17 protein-coding genes and 1 pseudogene are annotated in these 16,350 nt (G+C 66.8%); 13 read left to right on the top strand and 5 right to left on the bottom strand.

What is annotated here, in order from left to right:
* Positions 1–67: 67 nt before the first annotated feature.
* Entirely contained in the window at positions 68–835 is a 768-nt protein-coding gene (locus tag ACFWU2_RS15675; protein WP_378607749.1) for an SDR family oxidoreductase, read from the bottom strand.
* Between the two features lie 142 nt (positions 836–977).
* Between ACFWU2_RS15675 and ACFWU2_RS15680 the strand changes: the two genes are divergently transcribed.
* From ACFWU2_RS15680 to ACFWU2_RS15715, 8 genes and pseudogenes are all read left to right on the top strand, one after another.
* The gene (locus ACFWU2_RS15680; protein WP_378607751.1) at positions 978–1,343 is read left to right on the top strand and encodes a hypothetical protein; all 366 of its coding nucleotides are present in this window, start codon (positions 978–980) and stop codon (positions 1,341–1,343) included.
* A gap of 159 nt (positions 1,344–1,502) precedes the next feature.
* Positions 1,503–1,898 (top strand): hypothetical protein, encoded by a 396-nt coding sequence (locus tag ACFWU2_RS15685; RefSeq protein WP_378607753.1) that lies wholly within the window; start codon positions 1,503–1,505, stop codon positions 1,896–1,898.
* 530 nt (positions 1,899–2,428) lie between these two features.
* On the top strand, positions 2,429–2,806 hold the full coding sequence (locus ACFWU2_RS15690) for an ethanolamine utilization protein (RefSeq protein ID WP_378607755.1): 378 nt from the start codon (positions 2,429–2,431) through the stop codon (positions 2,804–2,806).
* Between the two features lie 9 nt (positions 2,807–2,815).
* On the top strand, positions 2,816–3,328 hold the full coding sequence (locus ACFWU2_RS15695; protein WP_378607757.1) for a dimethylamine monooxygenase subunit DmmA family protein: 513 nt from the start codon (positions 2,816–2,818) through the stop codon (positions 3,326–3,328).
* Complete coding sequence (locus tag ACFWU2_RS15700; RefSeq protein WP_378607759.1) at positions 3,328–4,323, top strand: PDR/VanB family oxidoreductase; 996 nt, start codon at positions 3,328–3,330, stop codon at positions 4,321–4,323. Before ACFWU2_RS15695 ends, ACFWU2_RS15700 begins: the two co-directional genes overlap by 1 nt.
* Complete coding sequence (locus ACFWU2_RS15705) at positions 4,320–5,327, top strand: DUF3445 domain-containing protein (RefSeq protein ID WP_378607761.1); 1,008 nt, start codon at positions 4,320–4,322, stop codon at positions 5,325–5,327. The genes ACFWU2_RS15700 and ACFWU2_RS15705 overlap by 4 nt, the downstream gene beginning before the upstream one ends.
* Positions 5,324–5,800: a dimethylamine monooxygenase subunit DmmA family protein gene (locus ACFWU2_RS15710; protein ID WP_378607763.1), complete on the top strand. Its 477-nt coding sequence runs from the start codon at positions 5,324–5,326 to the stop codon at positions 5,798–5,800. The genes ACFWU2_RS15705 and ACFWU2_RS15710 overlap by 4 nt, the downstream gene beginning before the upstream one ends.
* A 39-nt stretch (positions 5,801–5,839) precedes the next feature.
* Positions 5,840–6,808: pseudogene (locus ACFWU2_RS15715) on the top strand (DUF3445 domain-containing protein); the annotation flags it as partial.
* A gap of 57 nt (positions 6,809–6,865) precedes the next feature.
* On the opposite strand, the gene ACFWU2_RS15720 reads toward ACFWU2_RS15715, so the two are convergent.
* Complete coding sequence (locus ACFWU2_RS15720; RefSeq protein ID WP_378607765.1) at positions 6,866–7,429, bottom strand: helix-turn-helix domain-containing protein; 564 nt, start codon at positions 7,427–7,429, stop codon at positions 6,866–6,868.
* A gap of 80 nt (positions 7,430–7,509) precedes the next feature.
* On the opposite strand from ACFWU2_RS15720, the gene ACFWU2_RS15725 reads away from it, so the two are divergent.
* Both ACFWU2_RS15725 and ACFWU2_RS15730 read left to right on the top strand, forming a co-directional pair.
* A complete protein-coding gene (locus ACFWU2_RS15725) occupies positions 7,510–9,081 on the top strand; it encodes an FAD-dependent oxidoreductase (protein WP_378607767.1) in 1,572 nt (523 codons plus the stop codon).
* A gap of 196 nt (positions 9,082–9,277) precedes the next feature.
* Entirely contained in the window at positions 9,278–10,036 is a 759-nt protein-coding gene (locus ACFWU2_RS15730; RefSeq protein ID WP_378607769.1) for a MerR family transcriptional regulator, read from the top strand.
* A 112-nt stretch (positions 10,037–10,148) separates the two neighbouring features.
* On the opposite strand, the gene ACFWU2_RS15735 is transcribed toward ACFWU2_RS15730, so the two are convergent.
* The gene (locus tag ACFWU2_RS15735; protein WP_378607771.1) at positions 10,149–10,532 is read right to left on the bottom strand and encodes a MerR family transcriptional regulator; all 384 of its coding nucleotides are present in this window, start codon (positions 10,530–10,532) and stop codon (positions 10,149–10,151) included.
* A 58-nt stretch (positions 10,533–10,590) separates the two neighbouring features.
* Here ACFWU2_RS15735 and ACFWU2_RS15740 point away from each other — a divergent pair, with 58 nt between their 5' ends.
* Positions 10,591–11,997 (top strand): MFS transporter, encoded by a 1,407-nt coding sequence (locus ACFWU2_RS15740; protein ID WP_378607773.1) that lies wholly within the window; start codon positions 10,591–10,593, stop codon positions 11,995–11,997.
* Here ACFWU2_RS15740 and ACFWU2_RS15745 read toward each other — a convergent pair.
* Positions 11,908–12,855, bottom strand: coding sequence for an aldo/keto reductase (locus ACFWU2_RS15745; protein WP_378607775.1), 948 nt, complete (start codon positions 12,853–12,855; stop codon positions 11,908–11,910). The genes ACFWU2_RS15740 and ACFWU2_RS15745 overlap by 90 nt on opposite strands.
* Positions 12,856–12,954: 99 nt before the next feature.
* Positions 12,955–13,665, bottom strand: coding sequence for an NUDIX domain-containing protein (locus tag ACFWU2_RS15750; protein ID WP_378607777.1), 711 nt, complete (start codon positions 13,663–13,665; stop codon positions 12,955–12,957).
* Between the two features lie 84 nt (positions 13,666–13,749).
* Here ACFWU2_RS15750 and nadA point away from each other — a divergent pair, with 84 nt between their 5' ends.
* Positions 13,750–14,781 carry a quinolinate synthase NadA gene (gene nadA, locus ACFWU2_RS15755; RefSeq protein ID WP_378607779.1) on the top strand — a complete coding sequence of 344 codons (1,032 nt, stop codon included), beginning with the start codon at positions 13,750–13,752 and terminating at the stop codon, positions 14,779–14,781.
* On the top strand, positions 14,778–16,349 hold the full coding sequence (locus tag ACFWU2_RS15760) for an L-aspartate oxidase (RefSeq protein WP_378607781.1): 1,572 nt from the start codon (positions 14,778–14,780) through the stop codon (positions 16,347–16,349). The genes nadA and ACFWU2_RS15760 overlap by 4 nt, the downstream gene beginning before the upstream one ends.
* Position 16,350 lies beyond the last annotated feature (1 nt).

Consider the following 16,350-nt stretch of genomic DNA (forward strand, 5'->3'; position numbering starts at 1 on the left):
ATCCCACAACAGTCGCGAGGTCGGAGACACACGGGCAGCGCGTGCCCTCTTTGCGCTCGGCCGGTTGTCAGCGGCGTGTCACCCATTTGTTGGCCAGTCGATTGAACCTCGCCGGTGAGCCCTGCGCGACTGCCGCGAGCAGTCGTGCCTGCCATCCCACCGCACGGTGCACCCTGCCCCAGGCACGCCCCGGGCGGGTCGCCTCGTAGAGTTCGGCGGCGACATCGTCGGGAGTGAGGTGGATGCCCAGGGTGCGGACGGCACCGACGTTCATGTTCTGTGTCATCGCTGTGTCGACGAACAGCGGCCACAACGCGAACACCCGGATGTCGTACTGGCTCCATTCGAGTTCGAGAGCCTCCGTCAGACCGCGTACGGCGAATTTGGTCGCGCTGTAGGTGGCGAGGTCGCGTTGCCCGTAGATCGCCGACGCTGAACAGAGGTTGACCACCTGCGCGCCTGGGGTGCGGCGAAGATATTCGAAGGCACTGTGGCAGCCGAGGATGGTGCCCGTGACGTTGACGTCGACGATCCGGCGGTGCTGCTCGGGCGGAGTGTCCTCGAACGGACCGGACGACAGGATGCCGGCGTTGTTGACGAGGATGTCGAGCCGACCGTCCGGGCAGAACTCCGACAGTGCACGAGCCCAGGCGCCGGCGTCGGTGACGTCGAGAATGCCGGTGACGATGTCGGGCTGCGCGGCGGCGAGGCTGTGCAATCCCGCCGCGTCGACGTCGAAGGCGCCGACGCGGTAGCCGTGTTTCGCGAACTGCAGTGCGGTGGCCCGGCCGATTCCGGATGCGGCGCCGGTGACGAACACGCTGGGTTTGCTCATGGGAGGAGCCTAGACGCCGCGACTCGATTTACGCGCCGGCTGAGTACCTTTCGTTTCGACGCATCGTCGCCGCTGGATTCGCGGCCGCGGCGTCACAGCAGGAGTTACGACGGGAACCGGCACGGCGGCAGCGGAAACGAAAGTGCCGCTGACTCGGCCTTGTTTCAGCCTGAGTCCCAACATTCTCGATCAGCCGTACGTTCAGACCAGCGTCACCGTCCACCAGCGGGTGTCGGGGACTGGCGACATGATGCTCGGGACGTCATCGTCCTTCTGGTTCCTCGCCGGCGGTGACAACGCAGATATCCGCCTCGACTGGCACAACACCGACACCGGCGCTCGGGGAACGGAGAACACGTCGATCCGCTCCACTGTGCCTGCCCCTACGGCGTTCTTCCTGTTGAGCACGGGGCCTGGCCGGGTCGAATTCACGTTCCGTTCAGTCAACAGTCTTCTGTTGTGGAGCATCCCGACCAACACGTGTCGCGGCGTGATCGACGTGTGGTGAGCGTTCCGCACCCGCATCGGCGCAGCCATGATCACAACCATCGCGGAATCCGATCCCGGTGTTGTTGAAGTGGCGGCCGCCGCGCCTTGAATGGCAGACAGTCTGTCTTGTACTTCGACCGGGGACGCCGCTGATCGGGTGCAGGCGTCAACGATTCAGATGCTGCATGATCTCTCGATGATCGCGATCCGTGTGGGCTGGATTCTCATTGCCGCCATAGCTGTGCTGCTCGGAATCGGGGCAGCTACCAGCCCGATGCTGCAGATCACGGATTGCGAGTTGGACACGTACTCGCGGGAAGTCCCCAATCGCGAGGCCTGCAACGCTTCGATCCAAAGCTACTTCGGGAATGTAATCGTGCCTGTTCTTGCGCTGCCGGTTTTCGTGTCTCTGATACCTGTGTTCATGCCGCGCCAGCGTGTTGCTTGGCTGACAACGGCCGCACTTTCGTGTTTCCAGCCGTGGGGTTTTTCGCGCTCGTCTTCTCATGGAAGCCGACCTTGCTTGATCTGTTCGGTTTCTTTTGGCCTGCCGGGTTCCTGGCGGTGCTCGTGACCAGCCTCGCTCAGTTGATGAACCTTCGACGGAACGGCCCCGGCCCTCGGCAACTTGCACCGTGACTCGTCACCACGCATCGGAAGCGGCACACAGGGGCCAGTTTTCCTTCGCCACCACGGGTCAACCTTCAGTCGTCGTTGACACCCTCCCGCTCGTCGCCGGATCCACTGTCGTTCGTGACCGGGCGGCTACCTCGCCACTTGTCGGTGGCGACAGAGGCAGCTGCGGAGCGTTCGCTCAACCTTCATGTTGAACCGCTGCGTTGAGCATCGATCACGAACTTGGTGGCATGCCGGCTCGGCACGAGTCGGCGGCCTCGTTCGCGGCATGCGGTGAGGGCGGCGCAATCAGCTGAGGAGGTGGCGGTGCGGTGTTGTCGTGGGATCGACAGCGAAGGAGTCGGTTACACGAATTAACCATGATGAAACCGCCATATCGTTTCTCGCCACTATCGTGTGTTTCACGCCAGCGATCGGCGCTCTTCTCCCGACACGGCCGGCCCACCGGCCTCGTTCGAAGGACTCCTCATGGTCGAAACGCGCACCACGCCGCCCTTTCTGGTCACAGCAGACTTCTGGAAGTCGCTGCCGCAGATGTCCAACGACGAGTTTCCCGGCACAAAGGGATACATCGAGGACGTCTACCCGAACCCTGGAGGGTCGGACATGGCCGCCGGGTACTTCGCCCTGAAGCCCACCGATGCACCGCTCGACTACCTGTACGAATACGACGAGATGAAGGTTGTGCTGGAAGGAGAGTTCCGGCTCGAGAACCTCGACACCGGGCAGGTGGCCACCGCACGCGCCAAGGACGCGATCTTCTTCCCGAAGGGCTCCCGGATTCGCTTCACAACCCCGGACGGCGCACTGGCCTTCTACGTCGGCCAGCGCACCTTCGCGCCGTAGGGATACGTCATGAGCGTGTGTATGGAAACCACCAGCGTGCCGCGCTGGTACGAGGAGCAGCACATCGCCGAAGGCGGGCGGACCGTGACCATCCTGTCCTTCGGCGACGCGGCAACCGAGCATGCGCGAAAAGTTCTGCCCACCTTCCCCGGTCGCCGAGTGGACTGGTTACGGCTATCGACGAACTGGAACGACGCGTCGGCGGATACACTCCGCCGCCGGCTCGCGGCGGCGCGGGTCGGATTCCGACTCGTGCTCGTCGGTGAAGAGGCGCCGATACTCTCCGCCCGCGCGGAGGCTGTAGCCGCGGGACTGCTCGATGACGAGATCCTGCCGATCACAATCGGCCGCGAAGCACGCACCGTGTATTGCCCGCACTGCCACTCCACCCACCTCGCCTCGGCCGGGATCGGACAGGTCACCACCTGCCCGAACTGCGCGGTGGAACTGGTTGTCTATCACCACGTGTCGCGTCATCACGGCGCGTATCTGGGTTACATGTTCGATGCGGAGGAGCGCTGATGGCACTGGCAGCACGGACCGAAGTCCGACCTTCGATCGACGAGACGAGCCTCGCGCTCACCGTTGCAGAGGTCGCATCCCTTACTCAGGGGGTCCGGCACGTGCGCTTCACCGACCCAGCAAGACGCACCCTGCCGTCGTTCACCCCGGGTAGCCACCTGGTGCTCTGGTGTGGCACCGACGCCGACGGACGCCCACGCCGCAACGCGTATTCGCTGACAGGACCCGAGTTCGAGCCCGACCACTACTCGATCTCTGTACGCCTCGACGAGCACGGCCGGGGCGGATCACGATGGGTTCACGAGCTCGAGGTCGGGCAGGTGGTACGGGCGGGGATGCCGCGCAGCGCCTTCGCTCCTGTCCTCACCGCGCGACACCACGTGCTCGTCGCAGGCGGTATCGGTGTGACACCGATCCTGTCGCACGCGCGCGCCGCGCGGCAATGGGGACGGTCCTTCGAGGTGCACTACATCTTCCGCGACGGCGACGGACCGCACCTCGAGAACCTGCGCGAACTCTGTCGCGACCGGCTGCGCACCTACAACACGGCGGACGCCTTCTGGTCGCACATGGAACCTGCGCTGCTCGACCAGCCGCTCGGCACCCACCTGTACGTATGCGGCCCGTCCGGCCTCATCGATGCGCTCACCGGCCGGGCCCGCCACGCAGGATGGCCCGACGCGCGCCTGCACTACGAGCACTTCGGTGTCGGCGAGCTCGACCCGGGTACGCCGTTCACTGCCCACTTGCGCCGCACCGGAGTCGACGTCCCCGTCGATTCGGGAGTCAGCCTCCTCGAAGCTCTCGAATCGGAAGGAGTGGCGGTACCCAGCCTCTGCCGTCAGGGAGTGTGCGGCGAATGCCGTCTACCGGTGAGAGGCGGCGGTGTCGACCACCGTGACCTGTACCTGAGCGAAGCCGAGAAGGCCGCCGGCGACTGCATGATGCCGTGTGTTTCCCGTGCTCGCGGTGATCGATTGGAGCTGGACCTGTGAGCGCGATAGCAGGCATCGGGATTCTTCCGGAGCGGATTGTGCGGTTCCCCTTTCCCTTTCCGCACGACACCTACCGTTACACCACCAACGTCGAACCCGCCGGTACCCCGGTGACCACGCGGGCAGGAGGGTGGGGGGAGCACCCCGTCGACATCGACGGCTTCTACCTCGACGACCTCGCCGAACGTGACCGCATCCTCGACATGGACCCAACGCGGTTCCAGGCATTGCCGCACATGGAGATCGCCCAGTGGGACGCGATGCTCACGTTGATGAAGATGCTCGATGACGCGTACCCCCAGACGTTCTCCCTCGCGCGCGACGGCAAGTTGTGGCGCTGGTGCAACCGGGCGCTCGACGTCGAGCAGGCCTTCGTATTCGGTGAACGCACCACTCTTCCGGAACCGCCGTTGCGCTACATCGGCCGGCACATCCAGGAAGATGTCGTGCTGCTCGATCAACGGAACGGCGAATTGTGGGGCGACGCCGGTCTGGTGACGTTCGCTGCCGACTGGTCGCTGCGTTTCGACGTCGGCATGAGTTTCCTGCAAATCCACGGGCCGGTTCCGCGCGTCCACGCCGAGGGCGTGATTCCCCGCGCGCAACAATTCCTCATGGGACTCGAAGCGGGACAACGGTATCGACGCACGAACTGGTCGCTGAGCGTCGACCGGCGGCTGGACCAGTCCACCGAGACCTACCCGGTGTGGGGTCGCGACCGTCGCACGCTCGGTGACGGGCCACTCGAGCAGGTGGGACGCAGGCTGAATCTACGTGTGGAGGTGCAGCACCTCGTCCGGCTCGGTGTGTCGGGGACAATCATGTTCCTGATCCGCACGCACCTGCTCCCGTTCGAGGACATTGCGCTGGTACCCGAATGGGCCGGCCGCCTGTACCGGGTGCTCGAGGAACTGCCCGACGACATGGCCGAGTACAAGGGCATTGCGCGAACCCGGGGGCCGGGCATGCGCTGGCTGACGGAGTACGCGGGGGTGCGGCCGTGAGAATCTCCGGATTCCGGGACGGACCCCTCCCCGAAATCGACCTCACCGGCCGAAGCTTCCTGATCTTCAGGGCGGGCCAGTGCGCTGCTGCGGAAAAGGCTGTCCGGCAATGGTCATCGGACGCCGTAATCCGGGGCAAAGACTTCACGGTGGTGGACGACCCGGCCCTCGCGCACGCGGAGGTCCTCGTCGAGAATCTTCGCGTCGGTGGTCGCGTGATGATTGCCGGACCCGCACCGGACGCGATGGCGCTGACCGCAGCAGCTCGCCGCGCCGGAGCGCTTCCGTGCGAAACGGTCACCCACATCACCGAGTCCACAACGGTGGCGGTCTTCTGCCCGCACTGCGACACCACGCACCGTGTCGATGCTGTGCCGGGGGACCGCGTCGTCTGCTGTGCGTGCGGGATCGGCCTCGAGATCCGCCCACATCTGTCATCCCACCACGGCACCTACCTCGGTGCCGTTGCCTGACTCGATCTCTCGATCGGATCTCTCGGAAATGGAGCGACCGTGACTGTCACCAGCGACCTGCCCTCCCTGCCCTGGCCATTCCCCGACGGCGACAGGACGTTCCGCTACGGCGTGAACGTCGAACCGGCTCGTCGGCCGGTGCAAACACTCGCCGGCACCTGGGGTGCGCACGTATTCGACCTCGGACCGGATTACGTCGAGATGATGGCGTTGCGCCGCTCCGTGCTCGAAGCGGACCCGGGGCGCTTCCAGATCCTGCCCCACATGACCCCTGCGGCGTGGGACCTGATGATGTTCTGCTTCCGCGAACTTGCGGCGTCGTATCCCGAGGTGATGCACCTCGAGGACGAGGGCGGAAGCTATCGGTGGCGTAACCGACTTCTGGGAATCGATCAGCGCTTCGTGTTCGGTGACGCGACTACCTTGCCCGAGCACCCAATGTTGTTCGCCGGGTGCCAGGTCCCTGACGACGTTCTACTCGTCACCGAACGCGACGACCGCCTGTGGTTCGACGCGGCGGTGGTGACGTCGTCGGCCGACTGGTCGGTGAAGTTCGACATCGGCATGAACATGCACGAGATCCACAGACCTGTACCGGGACTGACACGTGACGGTGTCACCGACCGCGCCGAACAGTTTCTTCGGAGCCTCACGAGCGATCGGCCGTACCGACGCGTGAACTGGACGTTTTCGGCCGTGGGATCGCGGCGCCGCGATACCAGTCTCGAGACGATGCCGGAGTGGATGGACGACATGCCCCGGCTGATCGCCGACCGGGACTGGGGCCGGATCCAGCTGCGTATCGAGCTCGAGCACCTCATCAGGCTTCCGTTGACGGGCGCGATCGTATTCGACATCCGCACCTACATGGTTCCGCTGGCGGAGATCGCCGACTACCCCGCGTGGGCGGAACAACTTGCCGACATCGTCGAGGAACTTCCTGCCGAGATCGCGGCGTACAAGGGAATCGACGAGTACCGGATGCCCGCCATGGCCTGGTTGCGGAGCGGGTGGCGCCCGGATCTGCTGTCCCGAGTCGAGGGTGACATGCCGCACTCGGGCCGTTCACGAACGCACGTGCATCCGTTCCCCTTGGGGACCGAAGATCGCCAACGCTTCGCATGCGGTGGGGCCGGGATTGCCGATCCAGTGCGGCGTGCGCGTGTCGAATTCGACGACCTCACCCGGCGCGAGCACCATGTCGCGGGTACCCAGGATCAGGCGCAGCCGTCCACTGAGCACGTAGAGCCACTCGTAACCCTCGTGCGTCTGCAACGTCGGTTGAGTCACGTCATCGACCGTCGGCAGCACCATCTTGAAGGACTGAAGGCCGCCGGGACGCCGGGTCAGTGAAAGGAAGGTCCGGCCGTGCCGGGTCACCGCCTTCGGCCGGATTCTGGGGTCACCGGTTTCCGGGGCGTCGACGAGTTCGTCGAGTGCGACGCGGTAGGCGCGGGCCAGCGGCAGCAGAAGTTCGAGGGTCGGCTTGCGCTGTCCCGATTCCAGTCGGGAGAGGGTGCTGACGGAGATGCCGGTCTCTGACGCGAGGTCGCCGAGGGTGGCCTCCCGCTCGAGCCTGAGTTGTCGAAGTCTCGGCCCCACGCCCTTCAGTACGTCTTCGTCTGCCATAGCATCCAGTATGCCCGAATCGTTTGCTGCACCGGCAAGAATGTTTGCCAATTCTCGGCTCGGGACTGCACCCTCGGAACATGACCGATAACGAGAACTTCGATGTGGTGATCATCGGCGGCGGCGCTGCCGGCCTGAGCGGCGCGATGGCGCTGGGCCGGTCCCGTCGCCGAGTGTTGGTGATCGACGCCGGAGAACCCCGCAATGCCCCCGCCGAGCACGCGCACAACTACCTCGGCCGGGAAGGGGTCGCTCCGTTCGGCCTGCTGGCCGACGGCAGAGGCGAGGTGGAAGCGTACGGCGTCGAAGTCACCGGCGATCGGGTAGAAGCCGTGACCCGCACCGAGCACGGCTTCGCCGTGGGCACCGGAAACGGACGCCAGGTCGTGGCGCGGCGCGTGCTGATCGCGACCGGTGCGGTGGACGAGTTGCCCGACGTTCCCGGACTGGCCGCACGGTGGGGCCGCGACGTGCTGCACTGCCCCTACTGCCACGGCTGGGAGGTGCGCGATCGAGCGATTGCGGTGCTGGCGACCAGTCCAATGGCAGGACATCAGGGTCTGCTCTTCCGTCAACTGACCGACGACGTCGTGATCATCGTCGCCGACGGGGTGGAACTGCCGCCCGACGATGTGGAACGGATGGCCGCCATCGGTGTGCGGATCGAGCACGGCACTCCGCAGGAGGTCGTCACCGACGGTGACCGTCTGGTGGGGTTGCGGCTCGCCGACGGCTCGGTCCTCGAACGGGAGGCGATCGTGGTGGGCACGCGGCCGCAGGTACGTCTCGAGTTCCTCGGGTCTCTGGGGCTGGAGCCGCAGCAGGTCGAGTTCGGTGGGGTGCCGATGGGCACCGTGATCGCGGTCGACGCGATGGGAGCAACCACTGTTTCCGGTCTCTACGCAGCCGGCAACGCGACCGACATCAGCATGACCCTGATCGGCTCGGCCGCACACGGAAATCGGGTGGGAGCCTTCATCAATGCGGACCTGGCGGCCGAGGACGCCGACCGTGCGGTCGCCGCGCGCAGGGCCGAGATGTTCGAGCAACCCGCGTGGGAGGATCGCTACTCCGGGGATCGCGTCTGGAGCGGAAACGTCAACCCGCAACTCGAGGCCGAGGCATCCGCTCTCGAGCCCGGGCGGGCACTCGACGTGGGCTGCGGCGAGGGTGCCGACGCGATCTGGCTGGCCGGCCGCGGCTGGTCGGTGACCGCCCTCGACTTCGCCGCCGCGGCATTGGACAAGACCGCCGCGCACGCAGCCCAGGCCGGAGTCGGGGACCGCGTCTCGACTCGCCAGGCAGACATCCGCAGCTGGGAGCCCGGTGAGGAACGCTGGGACCTGGTCTCGTCGCAGTTCATGCACCTGCCCGACGGCGGGATGGTCGACCTCACCCGGCGCCTCGGCTCCGCGGTCGCCCCCGGCGGCACCCTGCTCGTCGTGGGCCACCATCCCGACGACATGGCCACCGGGCTCCGGCACGGCCACCACTCGTTCCTCTTCACCCCCGAATCGCTCGTGCCGGCCCTCGAGGACGGCAAGTGGGAGATCGAACTCTGCGAGGCCCGATCCCGCACGGCCACCCACCCGCACACCGGCGAGGAGATCACCGTCCGCGACTCGGTGCTGCGCGCGCGACGACTCGGCTGAGTTCGCAGCGGTGTGTCGGTCGCGGCCTTGCAGCGCCGTCGACCGTGGCCCGGTCCGCGTGCCTCGGACCTGCCGGACGGCACTCGCTCGCCGGGCGAAGAGTGCATGTTTTCTCGCTTGACCTTCTCGCTACGGCAACTTCTACGGTCGGAGCCGAGACCGGACCGACCGGTCTCGCGGAACGATGGGAACGGATATGAGCTGGTCGATCGCGGATGTGGCGAGGATGTCGGGAGTCACCGCCCGCACTCTTCGGCATTACGACGACATCGGACTGCTCGAGCCTGCCTATGTAGGCGCCAACGGCTACCGCTACTACGAGGAGGAGCAACTGCTGCGCCTGCAGCAGATTCTCGTACTGCGTGAACTCGGCCTGAGTCTCGCCGAGATCGCACAAGCGGTCGACTCCGAGCCGGACACGCTCGCCGCCCTCAAACGGCAGCACGACCGCCTGCTGACGGAACGGAACCGACTGGCACGGATGGCCGACACGGTGGCGCGCACCATCGCCGAAATCGAAGGGACAACGGCAATGACCGGAAAGATCAACCGCCCGGAGAACTTGTTCGAGGGCTTCGATTACAAGCAGTACGACGACGAGGCCCGCGAGCGCTGGCCGGAGGAGTTCGAGCAGTCTCGCCGCAAGACCGCCACGCTGACCACCGACGACGTCGAGAGTATGCAGCGTGAGGTCACCGCGGCGATGATCCGTATGGCGGAGTTCATGGCCGCCGGAACCCAGGTCGGGGACGCGGCCGTGCAAGCGGAAATCCACACGCAGTACCAGGGCATATGCCGCATGTGGACCCCGAACCGGGACGCGTACAAGTGCCTGGGGCAGATGTACGTGGACGACGAGCGGTTCAAGGCGAACTACGAGAAGATCGCCGAGGGCCTGGCCGAGTATCAGCGAGACGCGATGGTCGTCTACGCAGACGAGAGGCTCGGCGACTAGCAACCGTCGCCTGACCCGGTACCCCCGAGCCGACCGGCTCGGGGGTACCGGCAGCTGTGAAGTAGCGTTCGCCATCCGCTCCCGAATCCGGCGGTGCAGCGATCAGGACTGCTCAGGCATCTGCCTGTGCGGACCGAATCTCCGACCGGGTGATGCGCAACAGGTCGTCGAGTGCATGCCGACTGCGAGTGAAGCAGGCGATGCGGCGGTCGAGGTCCTCGATTTCGGTGCTCAACCGTTCTGCGAAGACTCGATCGCAGTTGCTCGTCCACCTGCCTTCCCGGTCGTCGCGTTGGTCGATGACGATCGAGATCAGACGAGTGGGTACACCAGACGTGACGAGGTCGCGAATCCACTTCGCGCGATCGACATCGTCCTCGGTGTACTCGCGGTAGCCGTTCGCGCTCCTCGTCGGGTGGAGCAGACCCTCCTGCTCGTAGTAGCGCAGCATCCGGGAGCTGAGTCCGGTTTGCCGGGACAGGTCGCCGATCCGCATAGGTTCCCTCGATTTCGGGCTTGACCTTCACACTGATGTCAAAGTTTAGCGTCGGGCCATGACCGACATCGACGGATCGAACACATCCGAAAGCACGACGAACGAATCCACTTCGGTGATTGCGCAGAGCGATGCCGCACTTCCGTGGCCGAAGTTGATCGCATTGGCCTGCGCAGCATTCGCAACGGTGACCATGGAGATGCTTCCTTCGGGGCTTCTCCCGCAGATCGGTCGCGGCCTGGGGGTCGATCCGGCCGTGGTGGGAACGTTGGTCACGGCGTGGGCACTCACGATCGTGGTTACCGGTATCCCACTCGTCCGGATCACCAGAAAGGCTCGCCGGGCGCGGTTGATCCCCACCGCGCTCGGTGTGGTCGCGGTGGCGGGGGCGGCCACGGCATTCGCGCCGACGTTCGAGATCGCTTTGCTCGGACGAGTGATCGCTGCAGCCGGACACGGTGTGTTGGTGGCGGTAATCGTCGTGTATGTCTCCGACATCGTTGCGTCCGAGCGCGTCGGCCGTGCGATGGCAATCGTGCTGGCCGGGCCCACGATCGCAGGGTTCGTCGGGCTGCCCCTCGGAACTGCGCTCGCGGACGTGGTCGGGTGGCGTGCAATATTCGCAGGAGCGTCGGTGGTTCTCGCCGTCATCGCCATTGCCCTCGTGCCGATCCTCGCCGATACCGGCGGGTCGGCGGTCACAGCCGATGGTGCCACGGCGGCACGATGGGATCGCAGTGCCATTCCCTCCGTCGGGACCGCACTGGCCGGGGCGGTCGTACTGGTCGGACACTTCGTGGTGTTCACCTTCGTGTCGCTGGTGGTCACCGAGGTCGCGCAGTACCAATCCACTGCGCTCGCGTGGTTCCTCGCATTGTTCGGCGCGGCCGGGGCGGTCGGTTTGGCGCTGTCGGCCTGGCTCTCGGATCGCTGGCCGAGAGCGACCCTGCCCGCGGTCGCTCTGGCGATGTTCGCCGCGTTCGCCTTGTTGACGATCGCACCCACGATGCCTGTGGTTTTCGTGACCGCGATCGTGGTGTGGGGGACTGCTATCGGCTTGCTTCCACCCGTATTCCAAGTCCGCGTCGTCCGGCTCGCGTCAGCGCAGTTCCGTTCCCTCGCTGGAGCGGTGGCGATCACCCTTCTCAACCTCGGCGTCGCCGCGGGGGCTGCACTCGGAAGCCTGGTGGCCGGTTCGAGTACCGGTGCGTTGGCACCGGTCGCGATGGTCGTGACGGCCGTCGGCACTGTAGGTCTGCTGCTTCTCGGGCGGGTCCGGGAGGCCCGCGCGGGAGACACGCGGACTCCGAACTCCGCAGCAACCGACGAGGGTGGTGGTGGACCCGCGCCCACCACCACCCCGGTGTCGAACCCCCTACGCCGCGACAGCGTTCGACAGCGCGGTGAGACGGTCGCGTTCGAGGTCGGTGAGCGTGAGACGTGTGGCTTCGAGCAATGCCGGTAACTGCTCGATCCGGCTGACACTGGCGAGCGGGGCGACGACGCCGGGGCGGGTGAGCAGCCAGGCCAGCGCGACCGTGGAGATCTCGACGGCGTGGGCGGTTGCGATCTCACCGAGCGCGTCGACCACGGCGAGGCCGGCGTCGGTGAGGTACCGCGAGGCCATCCGCTCGCGGACCCGGCCGGTGACGTCGTCCTGCGACCGGTATTTTCCGGTCAGGAACCCGGATGCGAGAGAGTAGTAGGGCAGAACGCCCAAGTTGTGTTCGAGGGCGATAGGGGCGTACCCGGTCTCGTACTCCGCGCGGTGGACGAGGTTGTAGTGCGGTTGCAGCGACACGGGAGCGTCGAACCCGTGCGCGTCCGCGATCTCGAGCCATTCGGAGACCCGGGCGGGGGAGAAGTTGGACAGGCCCACATAGCGCACCTTGCCGTCGCGGACGAGTTCGTCGAACGCGGCCACGGTCTCGGCGAGTGGGGTGTCGGGGTCGTCGGAATGCGCGTAGTACAAGTCGATGTGGTCGGACTGCAACCGCTTCAGCGACGCGTCGGCGGCGGCGCGGATGTTCGCCGGGGCGAGTCCGCGGTGTTCGGGATGGTGCCCGACCTTGGTTGCGATCATCACCTCGTCGCGGTTGGCGCGCGCTGCAGCCCAGTTGCCGAGGATCGTCTCGGATTCGCCACCGGAGTTGCCGGGCGCGAAGGCGGAGTAGGAGTCCGCGGTATCGATGAGGTTGCCTCCCGCGGCGCGAAAGGCGTCGAGGATCTCGAAGGATGCCGTTTCGTCGGCTGTCCAGCCGAAGGTGTTGCCGCCGAGGGCGAGAGGGAAGATGTCGAGCCGGGAATTGCCGATCGTGGTCACGATGCTCCTGGGTAGGCCGATGTCGAGTACGTGCGCACCCTAGCCACACCTCGCCGTACCCGTGTTCGATCGAGGCGGGCGCTGCGGAGGTTCGGGTCGTCAGCTGGGCGGACGCAACGCGGCGAATTCGTCGGTCACGCGCAGCCGCGATTCGGTGAACCGGTACAGCGCGGGCGGCCGGCCACCGGCGGGGCCGGGCGGTGCGGTGTTCCCGGTCGCCGTCAGCACGCGGCGCCGGGCCAGTACGCGCTGCAGATTCGTCGCATCCACCTGGTAACCCAATGCGGCACAGTAGATGTCGCGCAAGGTCGACATCGAGAACTCTGCGGGCGCAAGTCCGTACGCGATGTTGGTGTAGGAGAGTTTCGCCGCCAGGCGGGTCCGCGCATTGCCGACCATCCGGCCGTGGTCGAACGACATTGCGGGCAGCTGGGAGACGGGATGCCACGACGTGTCCGCCGGTAGCTGCGGGTCGGACGTGATCGGAACCAGCCCCAGGAACGTCGACGCGAGGGTGCGTTCGCCGGGCACGCGGTGGGGATCGGAGTACACCGACAACTGCTCGAGGTGGGCGACCTCGCGCACGTCGACCTTCTCGGCAAGCTGGCGGCGCGCGGACGAGGTGAGGTCCTCGTCGTCGCGGAGCGTGCCTCCCGGCAGCGACCATGTTCCGGCTTCGGGATCGAGGGCGCGTTGCCACAGCAGGACCCCGAGTTCGGGTTCGCCGCCCGGGTTCCGTGACGAGGGCGGGAACGTGCGAACCTGGAACACCACGATGAGCACTTCGTGACGAGTGTTACTATGTGGCATGTTTTCGATTCTAAGTCGAAAACCCCTGAAAGCGGAAATCCGGGCGCAGCCCGCCCGGAGTCCCCTTCCCGAAGGAGCAAGGCCATGACCACGACCGAGTGGGCGGGCGCCGCCGCTATCGTCGACGGCCCCGGTGGTTACACGGGCATCGAGGCAACGCCGGAATGGGCCGACGAGGTCCGCCGGCTGGCCCGGGCGCGCAACGCGACGGTGCTGGCACACAACTATCAGCTGCCCGCCATCCAGGACGTCGCAGACCACGTCGGCGACTCACTCGCCCTCTCGCGCATCGCCGCGGAGGCCGAGGAAGGCACCATCATCTTCTGCGGCGTCCACTTCATGGCGGAGACCGCCAAGATCCTCAGCCCGGACAAAACGGTCCTGATCCCCGACGAACGCGCGGGCTGCTCACTGGCCGACTCCATCGACGCCGACCAACTCCGCGAGTGGAAGGCCGAACACCCGGACGCCGTGGTCGTCTCCTACGTCAACACGACTGCGGAGGTCAAAGGCCTGACCGACATCTGCTGCACGTCGTCCAACGCGGTCGACGTGGTCGCGTCCATCGACCCCGACCGCGAAGTGCTGTTCCTGCCCGACCAGTTCCTCGGCGCACACGTCAAGCGCGTCACCGGACGCGACAACATCCACATCTGGGCCGGCGAGTGCCACGTACACGCGGGCATCAACGGTGACGAACTCACCGCCAAGGCCAAGGCACATCCCGACGCCGACCTGTTCGTCCACCCCGAGTGCGGCTGCGCGACATCGGCGCTCTACCTCGCGGGGGAAGGCTTCGTCCCCGAGGACAAGGTCAAGATCCTCTCGACCGGCGGCATGATCGACGCGGCCCGCGCAACCGGCGCCAAGCAGGTTCTCGTCGCCACCGAGGTGGGCATGCTGCACCAACTCCGTAAGGCAGCACCGGGCATCGACTTCCAGGCGGTCAACGATCGCGCATCCTGCCCCTACATGAAGATGATCACGCCCGCCGCCCTGCTGCGCTGCCTCCAGGAAGGCAAGGACGAGGTGCACGTCGCCCCCGACGTCGCCGAGCGGGCCCGCCTGTCGGTGCAGCGAATGATCGCCATCGGAAACCCGGGCAGCGGCGAGTGACGACCCGCACGAACGCGGTGGTGTGGGAAGACCACACCGACCTCGTCGTGATCGGCGGTGGGGTCGCCGGCCTCACCGCCGCGCGGGCCGCGTCCCGGCGCGGGATGCGGGTGCTCACCGTGAGCAAGGGTGGGCCCACCGACACCTCCACCCAGTACGCGCAGGGCGGTATCGCCGTGGTCGCGCCGCACGGTGACACCGTCGACGCGCACGTCGCCGACACCCTCGCGGCCGGTGGCGGGCTGTGCGACGACGATGCCGTGCGATCGATCGTGTCGGCGGGTCCCGACGCGGTCGCCGCACTCCGCGACCTCGGCGCGGTGTTCGACACCGGCCGGGACGGCGACGTCGCCCGCACCCGGGAAGGCGGGCACAGCATCCGCCGCATCATCCATGCCGGCGGCGACGCGACCGGCGCCGAAATCCAGCGGGCGCTCAATGCCGCGGGTCTGCCCGTGCTGTTCGGTGCCGCCGCAGCACGGATCCTCACCGACGATGCCGGCGTGACCGGCGTGCTGGTGTTCGACGAGCGCGGCGCCGGTGTCGTCCACGCTCCCGCGGTGCTGCTCGCCACCGGCGGGCTGGGACAGCTGTACGCGTGCAGCACCAACCCGCCCGGGGCGACCGCCGACGGCGTCGCGCTCGCCTTCGGGGCAGGGGCAGGGATCGCCGATCTCGAGTTCGTCCAGTTCCACCCCACGGTGCTGTTCGCCGCTGGTGGCGTAGGACGGCGACCGCTCATCAGCGAGGCGGTCCGGGGGGAGGGTGCTCGCCTCGTCGATTCTCGGGGCGGATCGGTCACCGACGGTGTCCATCCGCTCGGCGACCTGGCACCTCGTGACGTGGTCTCCCGCGCGATCGCGGGTCGCCTGGCGGACCTGGGTGAGGATCACGTCTTCCTCGACGCGCGTCACCTCGACGGTTTCGCGAGGCGGTTCCCGACCATCACAGCCCTGTGCGCCGACGCGGGACTCGATCCTGCCCACGACCTGCTACCGGTCGCTCCGGCCGCGCACTACTCGTGTGGTGGCGTCGTCACCGACATCCACGGACGCACCCGGATTCCGGGGCTGTACGCGGCCGGGGAAGTCGCCCGCACCGGGCTGCACGGGGCAAACCGCCTTGCTTCCAACAGCCTCCTGGAAGGGCTGGTGCTCGGCGAACGCGCCGGCATCGCCGCCGCTGTGGAACGCGCCGGTCTGCGCGTCGAAGCGACCGACGCGTCGCCGCCCGTCCTTCCCCGGCTCGACCGGGACACGCTGCAACAGTTGATGACGCGGCACGCGTCGGTGGTCCGCGATGCAGACGGACTCGCGGCGGCGTCGGCCACGCTCGGTGCGGCCCCGAACAGCACGTGCATCGACGTGCCGCTGGTCGAAGACGCTGCGCTCACCGTCACCGCGCGGGCACTCGTCGCCGCGGCGGAGCGGCGCACCGAGTCACGCGGGTGTCATACCCGCAGCGACCACCCCGAGTCCGACCCCGCCGGGGCACACAGCATCGAAATGCGTCTCGGCATCGATGGCGACACCGTCGTCACCACCCCGCAACTGACAGGAGCGAACTGAC

The organism is Rhodococcus sp. NPDC058639 (genome assembly GCF_042717545.1).
Lineage (GTDB): Bacteria > Actinomycetota > Actinomycetes > Mycobacteriales > Mycobacteriaceae > Rhodococcus.

Coding starts and splice junctions, on each gene's coding strand:
- ACFWU2_RS15675 (WP_378607749.1), bottom strand. CDS start 835: ATGAGCAAACCCAGCGTGTTCGTCACCGGCGCCGCATCCGGAATCGGC.
- ACFWU2_RS15685 (WP_378607753.1), top strand. CDS start 1,503: ATGCTGCATGATCTCTCGATGATCGCGATCCGTGTGGGCTGGATTCTC.
- ACFWU2_RS15690 (WP_378607755.1), top strand. CDS start 2,429: ATGGTCGAAACGCGCACCACGCCGCCCTTTCTGGTCACAGCAGACTTC.
- ACFWU2_RS15695 (WP_378607757.1), top strand. CDS start 2,816: ATGAGCGTGTGTATGGAAACCACCAGCGTGCCGCGCTGGTACGAGGAG.
- ACFWU2_RS15700 (WP_378607759.1), top strand. CDS start 3,328: ATGGCACTGGCAGCACGGACCGAAGTCCGACCTTCGATCGACGAGACG.
- ACFWU2_RS15720 (WP_378607765.1), bottom strand. CDS start 7,429: ATGGCAGACGAAGACGTACTGAAGGGCGTGGGGCCGAGACTTCGACAA.
- ACFWU2_RS15725 (WP_378607767.1), top strand. CDS start 7,510: ATGACCGATAACGAGAACTTCGATGTGGTGATCATCGGCGGCGGCGCT.
- ACFWU2_RS15730 (WP_378607769.1), top strand. CDS start 9,278: ATGAGCTGGTCGATCGCGGATGTGGCGAGGATGTCGGGAGTCACCGCC.
- ACFWU2_RS15735 (WP_378607771.1), bottom strand. CDS start 10,532: ATGCGGATCGGCGACCTGTCCCGGCAAACCGGACTCAGCTCCCGGATG.
- ACFWU2_RS15740 (WP_378607773.1), top strand. CDS start 10,591: ATGACCGACATCGACGGATCGAACACATCCGAAAGCACGACGAACGAA.
- ACFWU2_RS15750 (WP_378607777.1), bottom strand. CDS start 13,665: ATGCCACATAGTAACACTCGTCACGAAGTGCTCATCGTGGTGTTCCAG.
- nadA (WP_378607779.1), top strand. CDS start 13,750: ATGACCACGACCGAGTGGGCGGGCGCCGCCGCTATCGTCGACGGCCCC.